Raw genomic sequence first — 15,478 nt, 5'->3', positions numbered from 1 at the left:
GCAGGATTCGCCAATTAGAGACCTGCGCCCTCCTGCAGAATCCGGCGAAGAAATGCACCGAACTGGTCGACCGATTTCATCTGGAGCATCGTGTCGTGGGCGCCGTCGATCAGATAGCTGAGCACCTCTCGGCTCGAGTGCTTTCGCCAGTCCGCGGCGTCACTGTCACCACCGTCCCGGTCGCCGACCGCGACCACCGCGATGGTGCCAGAAAATGCCGACGGCGCATGACTACGCAATAGCAATAGATTCGCCCGGCTTACCTCGACGCTCCTCCGCAGCAGAGATTCAGGGGGGATAGCGTCGAAGATATCGAGCTCTTCGGCCAACGCGCACATATCGGTATAGGCCAGCCTGCCGATCACGTGGTCCGCTGAGACACCCATTCGTGCGAGATAGCCGCGAATTATATAGTTTGTAAGATCCTCGTCACTGACGGGCTGCGGTTCGGCTCCAGGTATCCGGCTGTCGAGCAGTACCAGGTTCGCAACGGTCTCACCTCGCTGTTGCAGTATTACCGCCGTTTCGTGGGCGACCACGCCACCGAACGACCACCCGAGCAGTCGGTACGGCCCTACGTTTTGAACGGCTTGTATCTCATCCGCATACAAAGCCGCCAGCTCGCGGACAGATCGGGGATGCTCACCGTTCGGCAAAAATAGCTGGCGGATCACCGTGATCGGACATTGCAGATATGTTCCAAGATTGCGGTAGTCCCAGCCGGTGTCCACTCCCGGGTGAATGCAGAACAAGGGATTTCCGATTCCGGCACGGAGAGTCGTCACGGGACGGACGGTCGCCTGCCGAAGCCCGGAGTCCACGGTAGCCGCCAAGTCTGCGATGGTCGCTGACTCGAAGACAGCTTCAACGGCGATTTCGGCACCGAACGATCGTTGAATGGCCGCAATCAGACGCATCGCCGACAGCGAGTGACCGCCGAGCGCGAAGAACTCGTCGTCGAGGCCGACTCGATCGACCCCGAGTATGTCCGCGACCAGCTTCGCCAGTTCGGCCTGTATCGCGGTCTGCGGCGCTCGGAACGCTGACGCCGATCGGTATTCTGGCGCCGGCAGCGCCGCTTCGTCCACCTTGCCATTCACGGTCATCGGCACCCGATCGATCGCCACAACGGCCGCAGGCACCATGAATCCCGGCAGACGTTGGGCTGCGAATCCGAGCAGATCCACAGTGTCGAGCGTGCCCGCGCGTGCTGGAACCACGTAGGCGACCAGCCGCGGATCCGCCGGAGTATCTGCACGCGCCGTGACCACGACCTGACTCACCTGCGGGTGCGCGATGAGCGCGGCCTCGACCTCGCCCGGTTCGACCCGGAACCCTCGCACCTTCACCTGGTCGTCGGCACGACCACGAAACTCCAACTCTCCCATTTGATTCCACCGTGCGAGGTCGCCCGTCCGATACAACCGACCCCCACCACCGAACAAATCAGCGACGAACCGCGATGCCGTCAATCCGGGCCGACGCCAATACCCCTCTCCCACACCGGGTCCCCCGACATACAACTCACCCACCACACCCAGTGGCACCCGACGGAGATGGATGTCCAACACAACGAATGCGAGGTCGGGCAGTGGAGCCCCGACCGGACTCGCGCTCGATTCGAGATCATCTGTCCCGATCTGCCGCACGGACGCGTGCACGGTCGTCTCGGTCGTGCCGTACATGTTGAGCATGCGCACACTGGAGTGAGATTTCATCCAGGGCCGCAGCCGCACCGGCTCCAGACGTTCACCAGCGAAAACCACTGTATCCAACTTTGAACCGGGAATCGGCGGCAGCGTGTAGAACGCTGAAGGTGTCTGGCTCAGTACGGTCACGCCCGCATCGGCAATAAGGCGCGTGAACTCAACCGGCGACCGCACCACGGGACCGGGAACCACCACCAGACATCCGCCATGCGCCAGGGCACCCCACATCTCCCACACGGAAACGTCGAAGGCGAGTGAGTGAAACAAACTCCATACCTGGTCAGGACCGAACGCCATCGTCGGTTGCGTAGCACGGAAGAGTCGCGACACGTTCGAGTGCGTGACGGCGACACCCTTCGGCCGCCCGGTCGTGCCGGAGGTATAGATCAAGTAGGCCAGGCTCCCCGCAGGGGATCGCACCGATGCGATGCTGGTGGGGGGCTCGCCCGCACAAGCACAGGCGTCGACGACTTTCACCGACGAGGTGCCGTCGGTGTGTGGCTGCCCGATTCGACCGGCCAACTCCGTTGTCGTGACGACGACTGCCACTCGGGCGTCACCGAACACGAAACGGATCCGATCGTCTGGATATCCCGGGTCGACCGGCACGTACGCCGCACCGGCCTTCCATATCGCCAGCACCGTCGTCACCGAATACACGGACCGAGGCAGTAAAAGCCCGACCACATCGCCCGGCCGGACCCCCTGCGCGAGCAGTTCGCCCGCCAGCCGTGACGACATTCGATCGACGTCGCCGTAAGTCCACTGTGCGCCATCGGCCTGTACTGCGGCGGCATTCGGTCGCCGAATCACCTGTCCCGCGAACAACTCCAGGACAGATGGACCGGTCGGCGCCGCCACCGCACGCAGCGCAGCGGTGTTACCCATGGTATCCAGTTGCCGGTTCTCAGCTTCGCCCAGCAATTCGACCGCGTCGATCGGGATGCTCGGCGCGGCCGCCACGGCCGAGAGCACGCGCAGCCAGCGCTGTGCCAGCAACTCGATCGTGGGGCGTGCGAACAACTCAGTGGCGAACTCGATGTGGCACGGCCAGCCCTGCGTATCAACGCGATCATCGACTGTGAAGGTCAGGTCCATGCGCGACACTCCGCTGGGTACCGACACCCGCTCGCATCGTAGAGCTGGCAGCCTGATGTCGTCCTCGATCGTGTTCTGGAACACCAACATCGTTTGAAACAGGGGGTGATGGGAGGTAGAGCGCGGCGGGTTCAGCGCTTCGACCAAGGCTTCGAACGGTATGTCTTGGTTCTCGTACGCGTTCAATGCCTTTCGCCTCACCTGTACGAGCAGCTCAGCGAAAGTGATCGACGGGGACAGCTGTACACGCAATACCCAGCTGTTGATGAAGAATCCGACTACGTCATCCAGATTCTCGTCCGTACGTCCGGCGATCGGCGAGCCGATCACGATGTCGTTGCCGGCGCCGAGCCGGTGCAAGAGCACCGCGAGCGCCGCTTGCAGGAACATCGACACAGTGACCCCTTCTCGGACGGCCGCCTGCCGAATCTTCGTCTGGAGCGTCGAGTCGATCGTGAACGCGAGTCCATCTCCCGCGTAGGAGGCCACCCGGGGTCGTGGGTGGTCGAGGGGAAGCGTCAATTGTGCCGGCGCCCCATCGAGCTCATCGCGCCAGTACCGGATTTGCGACGACATCAGGCTCTCGGTGTCGGTCGGCGCCCCCAGCAAGTCCTGTTGCCACAGCGTGAAGTCGAGGTACTGCACCGGCAACGGCCTCCATTGTGGCGCAATTTTCTTCGATCGCGCGGCATAGGCAGTTGTCAGATCCCGCATCAGCGGCCGCATCGAGGACCCGTCGACTGCGATGTGATGGATGAGCAACACCAGTCGATGCCTTTCGGTATCGTGGCGCAGAACGGTAGCGCGGACTGGCGCGTCGACGGACAAATCGAACTCGAACTCAGCCAGTTCCGCGGTCGTGCGGTCGATCCAGCTTTCGTCCCAGCCGGTGGCGTCGAGCACCTGCCACACGTGTGCGGCGACGCCGGGTTCGCGAACTTTCTGATAAGGCACGCCGTTCACATCGGGAAAGACCGTTCGTAATGACTCGTGTCGAGCGATGACATCGGCGATGGCCAGTCGCAGGGCCTCGATATCCAACGGGCCGGTGAGTGTCCAGACCATGGGAATGTTGTAGATCGCCGATCGACCTTGCAGGCGGGAAAGGAACCAGAGGCGGCGTTGGGCGAACGACAACGGAGCTCGTTCCGGGCGCGACTTGGCAACCAACGCCGGGCGCAGCCGGACACTCGCATCGAAGACCGACACCAACTGCGCGACGGTTGGTGTGTCGAATACCTGCCGGACGGGAACCTCGACCTTCATCACCGATCGGATTCGGCTGACCAGCCGGGTCGCCGACAGTGAGTGGCCGCCCAGTTCGAAGAAGTCGTCATCGACCCCGACCCGGTCGAGGCCCAGGACGTGCGCGAACAATCCCGCCAGCACCTCCTGCGGGATCGTTTCCGGCGCTCGATACTCCACTTCGGACCGATACTCCGGTGCCGGCAACGCTTGCCGATCGACTTTCCCGTTCACCGTCAACGGCATCGCCTCGAGCACCACGATCACCGCCGGGACCATGAACCCCGGCAACCGTCGCGCCACGAACCGGCGCACCGCGGCCACATCGACACCACCAGACGCGGAATCGAGCACGACATACCCGACCAACCGACGCTCCCCCGGCCCGTCCACGCGCGCCACCACCACCGCCTGCACCACCGCCGGATACGCGGCCAGTACCGCTTCGACCTCGCCGGGTTCGACCCGGAACCCGCGGATCTTCACCTGATCATCGACCCGGCCACAAAACTCCAACTCCCCCGAACGATTCCACCGCACCAAATCACCCGTCCGATACAACCGACCCCCCACCCCACCGAACGGATCAGCGACAAAACGCCCCGCCGTCAACCCCGACCGACCCCAATACCCCAACGCCACACCCGACCCCCCCACATACAACTCACCCACCACACCCACCGGCACCCGCCCCAACCGAGCATCCAACACCACCAAAGCAGCATGCGACACCGGCGAACCGATAGACGGCACACCAGTCCCCGAAGACAACTCACCGGTGATCGTGGCATACACCGTCGTCTCCGTCGGACCATACGTATTCACCATCGGAAAACGCCCAGCCCACTCATCGACCAACCCCGCCGACAACACCTCACTACCCATCAACAACGACTCCACCCAATCCCAACCAACCGGCGACAACACCGCCAACGTCGACGGCGTCACATGAACATGAGTCACCCGCTGCCGGGCAATAAGCTCCGTCAACCCCACACCCGGCCGCGCCTGCTCCTCCGTAGGCGCGACCGCGGCGGCACCACACAACAACGCCGACCACATATTGATCACCGACGCATCGAAAACCAACGGAGCCAACTGCAAAACCCGACTCCCCCCATCAATCCCCAATCGCACACCCTGCCCGACAGCAAGCTCCACCACACCCCCATGCGACACCGCAACACCCTTCGGCACACCCGTCGTACCCGAGGTATAGATCAAGTACGCCACCTGACCAGGATCCGGAAACGGGTGGTGGGTGAGCGGCTGGTTGCTGGTGATCGGGTCGCGGACATCGATAACCGGATAATCCGGGCGGTTGATCGATTCCAGCAATGTTGTTGTTCGGCGGATCAACTCCGTGGTTGTCAACACCGCCGCCGCCGAGGCATCGTTCAGCACGAACCCGATCCGGTGATCGGGATAGGCGGGATCGATCGGGAGGTACGCCGCCCCGATCTTCAGAACCGCAAGCACCGCGGCGAAGTTGTGTCGGGTGCGCGGCAACAGCAGCCCGACGACGTCCGCCGCACCGATGCCGCAATCGATCAGCCGGTGTGCCAACTGGTCGGATTCCCGGTCCAGCTCTCGATACGTCCACGACCGATTGTCGAAGACGAGCGCGGCCGCGTCCGGCGTCCGGGAAGCCTGCGCGGCGAAGGCTTCCGGTATTGATGCCCGCCCGGCGGGGGCCGCGGCAGCTGCCGGAGCGTTGCCGAAGGATTCCAGCTGCCGGATCTCCGACGCTGCCAACAGGTCGAACTTTCCGACAGGTGCGGCCGGATCGGCTGTCGCCACGGCGAGTACCCGAAGAAAACGAACCACGACGGAGTCGATTGTTGCCGGGTCGAAAAGATCGGTGGCGTATTCGATTCGACCGGACCAGCCATCCATATCGGGTTGCTCGACGACGACCAGATTCAGGTCCATCCGCGCGGCGCCAGTCGTCGTCGGCACGACAGTGGCGCTCACCTCGGAAAGCTTCATCTCGGCGGCCGCGTGGTTCTGGAATACGATCATCGTTTGGAACAGCGGGTGATGTGCGGCCGATCTGCTCGGATTGAGCTGCTCGACCAAGAGCTCGAACGGGACATCCTGGTTCTCGTAGGCCGCCAGAGCCTTTTGTCGCACTGCGGCAAGCACGTCGGCGAACGATGAATACGGTGCGACCGATATCCGCAATACCCAGGTGTTGACGAAAAAACCCACCAGGTCGTCGAGCGCCTGATCGGTTCGGCCCGCGATCGGTGATCCGATCACGATGTCGTTGCAGGCTCCCAGCCGATGCCACGTCACCACCAATGCGGCCTGGAGAATCATCGCCACCGTCACGCCGTGACCGGCCGCCAGTTCCGAGATCGCCGCCCGCAACTCGGGTTCGATCGTGAACGGCATCACGTGACCGCGATAGGACATCGCCTGCGGCCGCGGTCGATCGGTCGGCAGGTCGAGCATTTGTGGCGCTTCAGCCAGTTCACTTCGCCAGTAATCGAGCTGCTCGGAAACCCGGCTGGCGGGGTCGCTCGCAGAACCGAGCAGTTCCAGCTGCCACAGCGTGTAGTCGACATATTGGACAGGTAGCGGCAGCAGATCCCGGGCGCGGCCGCTGCGCCGTGCGTCGTAGGCGGTGGCGAGATCACGCAGCAGCGGTGTCGACGACCACCCGTCCGCGGCGATATGGTGCAGCACGATCATCAGCACATGCGTGCGTGCGGCGCAGTGCAGGAGCTGCGCGCGGATCGGAATGTCCTCGGCCAGATCGAATGTGTGCCGCGCCGCCCGCGCGAGGGTTTCGGAGCACTCGTTCCAGCCCCATTCGGTCGCATCGACTACCAGCCAACCGATGTCCGCGGTGTCGATGCCGAGGACCCGCTGGTACGGCACACCGTCAACATCGGGGAATACTGTGCGCAAGGATTCATGCCTGGCAACGACGTCGGTTATCGCTCCTTTCAGCGCATCGACATCCAGAGCACCGGTGAGGCGCCAGACCATCGGGATGTTGTAGGTCGCCGACGGTCCTTCCAGGCGGGACAGGAACCACAGTCGGCGTTGTGCAAACGACAACGGAACCCGCGTCGGGCGCGGCATGGCAACCAACGCCGGACGCAACCGGACACTCGCATCGAAAACCGACGCCAGCCGCGCCACGGTCGGCGCCTCGAACACCGACCGCACCGCAACCTCGACCCCCAACACCGCACGAATCCGGCTCGTCAACCGCGTTGCCAACAACGAATGCCCGCCCAGCTCGAAAAAGTCGTCGTCGATGCCGATCTTGTCGAGTCCGAGCACTTCCGCGAACAGCTTCGCCACCGCCTCCTGCACCGGCGTCCCCGGTGCCCGAAAAGCACGCCCGGACACGAATTCCGGCACCGGCAACGCCGACTTGTCCACCTTCCCGTTCACCGTCACCGGAATCTCGTCGACCACCACGACCGCCGCAGGCACCATGAATGCGGGCAGCCGCCGCGCAACGAAGTCTCGCAGCTCGAACGGATCAATTTCGGAGACGGCCGGCACCACGTAACCGACCAAGCGGCGATCGCCCAATTCCTCACGAAGGACTACGACAGCCCGCGCAACCGAAGAGCACGAAACCAGTACCGCTTCGACCTCGCCGGGTTCGACCCGGAACCCGCGGATCTTCACCTGATCATCGACCCGGCCACAAAACTCCAACTCCCCCGAACGATTCCACCGCACCAAATCACCCGTCCGATACAACCGACCCCCCACCCCACCGAACGGATCAGCGACAAAACGCCCCGCCGTCAACCCCGACCGACCCCAATACCCCAACGCCACACCCGACCCCCCCACATACAACTCACCCACCACACCCACCGGCACCCGCCCCAACCGAGCATCCAACACCACCAAAGCAGCATGCGACACCGGCGAACCGATAGACGGCACACCAGTCCCCGAAGACAACTCACCGGTGATCGTGGCATACACCGTCGTCTCCGTCGGACCATACGTATTCACCATCGGAAAACGCCCAGCCCACTCATCGACCAACCCCGCCGACAACACCTCACTACCCATCAACAACGACTCCACCCAATCCCAACCAACCGGCGACAACACCGCCAACGTCGACGGCGTCACATGAACATGAGTCACCCGCTGCCGGGCAATAAGCTCCGTCAACCCCACACCCGGCCGCGCCTGCTCCTCCGTAGGCGCGACCGCGGCGGCACCACACAACAACGCCGACCACATATTGATCACCGACGCATCGAAAACCAACGGAGCCAACTGCAAAACCCGACTCCCCCCATCAATCCCCAATCGCACACCCTGCCCGACAGCAAGCTCCACCACACCCCCATGCGACACCGCAACACCCTTCGGCACACCCGTCGTACCCGAGGTATAGATCAAGTACGCCACCTGACCAGGATCCGGAAACGGCAGCGTCATCTCCGGGTGCGCTTCCTTGCTCGATTCGCACATATCGATGATCGGAAGATGATCGACGCCGATGTCGGCCAGCACTAAGGCCAAACGGTCTGCCAGCGCCGATGTCGTCACCACCGCCGCCAGTGCGGCATCACGGAGCACGAACGCGAGCCGGCGGTCGGGATACGACGGATCCAGGGGAACATAGGCACAACCAGCTTTCAGAGCAGCCAGTACCGCGACGAACGGATGCTCGGTCCGAGGCAAGAGCAACGCAACTCGGTCGCCGGGCTCGACACCACAGCCGATCAGCCGGTGCGCGAAGCGGGTCGACGACCGGTCCAGTTCCTTATACGTCCAGGTTCGGTTGTCGAAGACGAGCGCAACGGAATTCGGGGTGCGCGCGACTTGTGCGGCGAAGGCTTCCGGCACCGATACCCGGCTACCGCAGTCGGATTTCGGCGCGGCACTATTGCCGAAGGACTCCAACTGCCGGATGTCCTGTGCCGCCAGCAGTTCGATCGCGGTCACCGGTACCGCCGGATCGGCCGCCACCGCAATCAGCACCCGAACGAACTGTGCGGCGATCGCGTCGACGGAGGCCGCGTCGAACAGGTCGGTGGCGTACTCGATCCAGCCGGTCCAGCCCGCGACATCAGCCTGCTCGACAATCGCGATATTCAAGTCCATCCGGCAAGTACCCGTCGCCACGGACACCGGCTCGGCCGTGAGGCCGGAGAATTCCGCGTCCGCGGCCGTGTTGTTCTGGAACGCCAGCAGAGTCTGGCACATCGGGTGGTAGGCGGGCGATCGGATCGGATTGAGCTTCTCGACCAGTACCTCGAACGGAACATCCTGGTTCGCGTAGGCGGCCAGAGCCTTTCGCCGAACCTGAGCCAGCACCTCGGCGAAGGTCTGCTGCGGAGTAAGCTGAACACGCAATATCCAGGTGTTGACGAAGAACCCGACCAGGTCCTCGAGCGCTTGATCGGTCCGACCGGCGATCGGCGAACCGATCACCACATCCGCTCCGGCGCCCAGTCGGTGCCACAGCACGACCAACGCGGCCTGCAACACCATCGATGCCGTCGCGCCCTCGCTTTCGGCCAACCGCGAAATCGCCTCGCGCACGGTGGGCTCTATCGCAAAGGACACGAATTCGCCGCGGTGCGACATCGTGCGCGGCCGCGGTCGGTCGGCGGGCAGGGTCAGCAGTCGCGGAGCGTCCTCCAGTTCACGCTTCCAGTACTCGAGCTGGGTGGACAGCAGGCTGTCGGCGTTGTCTTCCGAACCGAGTAGTGCTTGCTGCCACAGCGTGTAATCCACGTACTGCACGGGCAGCGGGAGCCACCCGGGCGCATGACCGGCGACGCGCGCTCGATAGGCGCCGGCCAGATCGTTGAACAGCGGTGCGGCGGACCAGCCGTCCGCGGCGATATGATGCACGACGATCAACAACAGATGCTTGTCCTCGCCGCAGCACAGCAGTTGGGCCCGGATCGGAATCTCGGTGGCCAGTTCGAAGTGATACCGGGCCACCTGCGCCACAGCGGTCTGGCGCTGGATGTCGTTCCAGGTCGTGCCGTCCACCGTGGCCCAGCCGAAGTAAGCGGCGTCGGCGGGGATGACGCGCTGGCTCGGCACACCATCCGATTCAGGGAAGACGGTCCGCAAAGATTCGTGCCGAGCCACGACATCCGCTATCGCGGCACGCAGGGCGTCCCGGTCCAAAGGCCCGATCAGCATTCGGACCATGGGAATGTTGTAAGTCGCCGAAGGTCCTTCCAATCGATGCAGGAACCACAGTCGACGCTGCGCGAACGACAACGGAATCATCGGCGGTCGCGGCGAAGGTCGCAACGATGGACGCGGTTCGACCGCCGCGTCGAAGTCAGCGGTCAGTCTCGACACGGTCGGTGCGTCGAACACCGCACGGACCGGGATCTCGATACCGAGCACGCTGCGGATCCGGCTCGACAACCGTGTCGCCGCCAGCGAATGTCCGCCGAGAGCGAAGAAGTCGTCATCGACGCCGACCTTGTCCAACCCGAGCACCTCCGCGAACAACCTCGCCACCGCCTCCTGCACCGGCGTCCCCGGCGCCCGAAAAGCACGCTCTGAGGCATATTCCGGCGCAGGCAGCGCAGACTTGTCTACCTTCCCGTTCACCGTCACCGGAATCTCGTCGACCACCACGATCGCCGCAGGCACCGAATACTCCGGCAATCGATACGTGACAAACCGCCGCAACGACGCCGAATCAACGCCGGCACCGACTACCACCGCATACGCTGCCAACCGGCGATCACCCACCACGTCCTCACGGACCACCACCACAGCCCGGGTCACCTGCGGATGCATAAGCAGCGTCGCTTCCACTTCACCGGGTTCGACCCGGAACCCCCGGATCTTCACCTGATCATCGACCCGGCCACAAAACTCCAACTCCCCCGAACGATTCCACCGCACCAAATCACCCGTCCGATACAACCGACCCCCCACCCCACCGAACGGATCAGCGACAAAACGCCCCGCCGTCAACCCCGACCGACCCCAATACCCCAACGCCACGCCCGACCCCCCCACATACAACTCACCCACCACACCCACCGGCACCCGCCCCAACCGAGCATCCAACACCACCAAAGCAGCACCGGAAACAGGCCCACCAATTGACGGAACACCCGAACCCACAACCAAACGACCTGTAATCGTGCAATACACCGTCGTTTCGGTCGGACCATACCTATACACCATCGGTAAGCGCCCAGCCCACTCATCGGCCAACTCTGCCGACAGCACCTCAGCACCCACCGACAACAATTCCAACGAGCCCAGATCGCTGGCAGACAACACCGCCAGTGTCGAGGGCGTCACATGAGCATGCGTGACTGCGACACGAGAAATCAGTGCCGCCAGCGCATCCCCCGGGCGCGCCTGATCTTCCGTCGGCACTACCGCAACCGCACCGTTCAACAACGCCGACCACATATCGGTCACCGATACATCGAAAACCAGCGGGGCGAACAGCAGAATCCGGCTTCCACTGTGTACCGCGTGATGCCGCGTGTGGGCAGCGACCAACTGGACAACGCTGGCATGAGTTACCGCGACGCCTTTGGGTTCACCCGTCGTTCCCGAGGTGTAGATCACGTAGGCCACCGACCACGGATAAGGGAAGGCAACCGGCGTATGTGGCTCGGTGTCGAGCGTCGGATCAGCGATATCGATGACGGACCTGTCGCGGCGGTCCAGCGACCGCAACAGTGACTCCGCGCGGGCCCGCAGGGCGGCTGTGGTGACGACCGCCGACACAGCGGCGTCGTCGAGGATGTACCGGACTCGGTGATCCGGATAGTTGGGCTCGATCGGAGCATAGGCCGCGCCGATCTTCAGAGCCGCCAACAGTGCGACATAGCTGTAGGCGCAGCGGGGCAGCAGCAGTGCCACGACATCCCCTGTTCGGACACCGCAACCGAGCAGCCGGTGCGCTACCCGGGTGGACTGTCTGTCGAGCTCCCGGTAGGTCCAGGTCTGGTCGTCGAAGATGAGCGCGACAGCATCCGGTGTCCGCGTCACCTGCGCGGCAAAGGCCTCCGGTATCGATGTAGCAGGACCGCGGTCGACAGACAACGCGGCCCGATTGCCGAATGTATCCAGCTGTTGGATCCCCTGGCTACCGAAGAGTTCGAGTGAGCCCACCGGGACGCTCGGATCCGCGACGATGCCGCGCAGCACCTGCATGAACTGCGCTGCCAACTCGTCGATTGTCTCGGACTCGAACAAATCGGACGCATAGGTGATGTGGGCATGCCAGCCCGCACCGCGTCCTCGATCGGTGATCACGATCGTCAGGTCCAACTGAGAAGTTCCCGTGTCCGTGTGCACGACCGTGCTGTCGACACCGTCGAGATCCAGATCCGTGACGATGTCGTGGTGGAACACCAGCATCGTCTGGAACACCGGGTGGTGCGCCGAGGACCGGATCGGGTTGAGCCGCTCGACCAGAAGGTCGAAGGGCGCGTCCTGGTTTTCGTAGGCAGCGAGCGCTTTTCGCTTGACTACCGCGAGCAGCTCGGACGCCGACTGGTCGGAGGTGACGTTCGCACGGAGGACCCAGGTGTTGACGAAGAAGCCGATGAGCTCGTCCGTGGCCTGGTCGGCGCGGCCGGCGATCGGCGAACCGACCAGGATGTCGTTGCCCGCACCGCGCCGATGCAACAACACCACCAATGCGGTTTGCAGCACCATCGCCGCCGTAGCACCGGCGTCGCGAGCCAGGCGGAGGATGTCGGATCGGAGTCGCGCGTCCATGTTGAATGGCCGGGTGCCACCCCGGTGCGATCTCGTCGGCGGGCGCGGGCGGTCCGCGGACAGCTCGAGACATGGTGGAGCGGCCGTCAATTCGGCGCACCAGTAATCGAGCTGTGCGGACAGTACCTCGGTCGGTTCGGATTCCGTGCCGAGCAACTGTCGTTGCCACAGAACGTAATCGGTGTACTGCACCGGTAGCGGTGCCCGCTCGGGGGCTCGGCCGCCGAGCCTGGCGTGGTAGGCAAGCGCCAGATCGTTCAGCAGCGGCCGAGACGACCAGCCATCGGCGGCGATGTGATGGAGTACGACCGTCAATACGTGCTCTGTGCGGCTGCGCTGAAACACCGTGACGCGCAGCGGAACGTCGCGCTCGAGGTCGAAGGTGTAGGCCGCGGCCGCCGTTATCTCGGCGGCCAGCCGACCCGGTGCCCACGCACCGGCGTCGACCAGGGCCCAACCGATATCGGCATGATCCACATCAATGATCCGCTGTCGCGGAATGCCGTCCACTTCAGCGAAGACCGTGCGCAGCGATTCATGGCGCGCGAGCAGGTCGATAAATGCGGACCGCAGGGCAGTCAGGTCCAAAGGACCGGTCAGTGACCACGCGAGTGGAATGTTGTACGTTGCCGACTGCCCTTGGAGGCGGTGCAGGAACCAGAGTCGACGCTGTGCGAACGACAGCGGCAAAGCGTGCGGCCGCGGCATCGGCTGGAGCGGCGGACGCATGAGCCGCCGCTCGTTCAGCGCCGGCGCCAACCCTGACACCGTGGGTTTGTCGAAGATCGTGGCGACCGGCACATCCATTCCGAGCGTTGCGCGGATCTGGTTGGTCAACCGAGTCGCGGCCAGTGAGTGGCCGCCGAGCTCGAAGAAGTTGTCGTCCACGCCTACCCGGCCGCGCCCGAGGATCGCGGCGAACAGTCGAGCGAGCTCGACTTCGACACGGGACCGCGGCGCACGATACGGAACCGTCGACAGGTATTCCGGCACCGGCAGGGCCGCCTTGTCGATCTTTCCGCTGATCATCACCGGAAGCCGGTCCATGACCGCGATCGCGGCCGGCACCATGAATTCGGGCAACCGGCGTCCGAGCCGACGCCGGACGGCCTCGGGTTCGATGCCCGCGCCAGGGGCGCTCGGATCCGGCACCACATACCCGACCAGTCGTTTCTCGCCGTCCTGATCCACCTGTGCCACAACGGCGGCCCGACCGATCCCCGGCAGGGCAACCAATTCTCTTTCGACCGCCCCTGGTTCCACCCGAAACCCGCGAATCTTCAGCTGATCGTCGACTCGGCCGACGAACTCCAACTCCCCCGCCTCATTCCAACGCACCAAATCACCCGTGCGATACAGCCTGCCGCCGGATCCACCGACGGGATCGGCGACAAACCTCGACGCGGTCAAGCCCGCCCTGTTCCAATAGCCCCGCGCGAGGCCGGATCCCCCCACATACAGCTCGCCGATCGCACCTGTCGGCACTCGGCGCATCAGGTCATCGAGCACCACCATGCCCACGCCCGGTACCGGTGTTCCGATCGACGGCGTACCCGATCCGACGGCCAGCGGTTCGGTCATCGACACCATCACGGTGGTCTCTGTCGGGCCGTAGGCGTTGAACATGGCTCGATCGCCGGCGAATCGGTCCACGAGCGCCGCGCTGCACGGTTCGCCACCGGTTACCAGCGTCACCCCCGCCAATTGTTCGGCAGTGAGTACTTCGACCGTGGAGGGTGTGAGATGTGCATGAGTCACTCTCTGGCGGTCGATCAACCGAACGAGGGCGGCCCCGGGCAGGGCTTCGTCATCGGTGGGCACGACGGCCGACGCACCGGCCAGCAGTGCCGACCACATATTGAGCACCGACGCATCGAAGACCAAAGGCGAGAACTGCAGTACGCGGCTGTCGCTGCGGATCCGCACCCGCCGAATGTGCGCTGTGATCCGATCGCACACGGCACCGTGCGATACCGCGACGCCCTTGGGCCGCCCTGTCGTTCCCGAGGTGTAGATCAAGTAGGCCAGCTCCTGTGCACCTGGCAACGGCAACGCGGAGAACGGTTGGCTGTCGAGCCGCCGATCGGATACATCGACGATCGGGATATCGTCGGCTTCGACCGGCAGCGCCGCCTCGACGCGGGAAACGAGTTCGGCCGAGGTGACGACCGCCATCACACCCGCTTCGGCAAGCACGGCGGCAATCTGATGATCAGGGTATGCGGGCTCGATCGGCACATACGCTGCCCCCGTCTTGAGGATGCCCAGCACCGCGGTGATCCAGTGCATCGAACGCGGCAACACCAGGCCAACCGTTCGACCTGGTCGTACGCCCAGCCCGATCAGGAAGTGCGCTTGACGAGATGACAGTTGGTCGATCTCACGGTAGCTCCACTCCTGGTCGGCACACACCACAGCGCGGTTGTCCGGCACCCGGTCGACCTGTGCGGCGAACAGCCGGAGTAATGAGCGGCTTCCGCTGCCTACCTCCCGCAGCGCCGCACAGTTACCGAAGGCATCCAACTGCGTACGTTCCGCTTCGGACAACGGCAATTCCGACCGTGGCTTCATGGTGCATCCTCCTGTCAAATTCCCGTCGCTCGGGTGCAGCGCTCGACATGAGCAATCTGGACCACATTCCGGGTCGATCGGCCGCTCCTCGGAAGCACGCGCATTCGAGGTGGGGCTTGTCAACGATGTGG

1 protein-coding gene is annotated in these 15,478 nt (G+C 64.0%); it reads right to left on the bottom strand.

The genetic code is table 11. From position 1 onward, the window contains the following. Positions 1 to 14 precede the first annotated feature (14 nt). A complete protein-coding gene (locus K8O92_25555) occupies positions 15 to 15,347 on the bottom strand; it encodes an amino acid adenylation domain-containing protein (GenBank protein UAK31178.1) in 15,333 nt (5,110 codons plus the stop codon). Positions 15,348 to 15,478 lie beyond the last annotated feature (131 nt).

Source organism: Nocardia asteroides (assembly GCA_019930625.1).
Taxonomy (GTDB): Bacteria; Actinomycetota; Actinomycetes; order Mycobacteriales; family Mycobacteriaceae; genus Nocardia; species Nocardia sputi.
This window is presented reverse-complemented; position numbering and strand designations above follow the sequence as displayed.

What these genes read in the sequence shown, in the direction of transcription:
- K8O92_25555 (UAK31178.1), bottom strand. Translation starts at nt 15,347, where the DNA reads ATGAAGCCACGGTCGGAATTGCCGTTGTCCGAAGCGGAACGTACGCAG.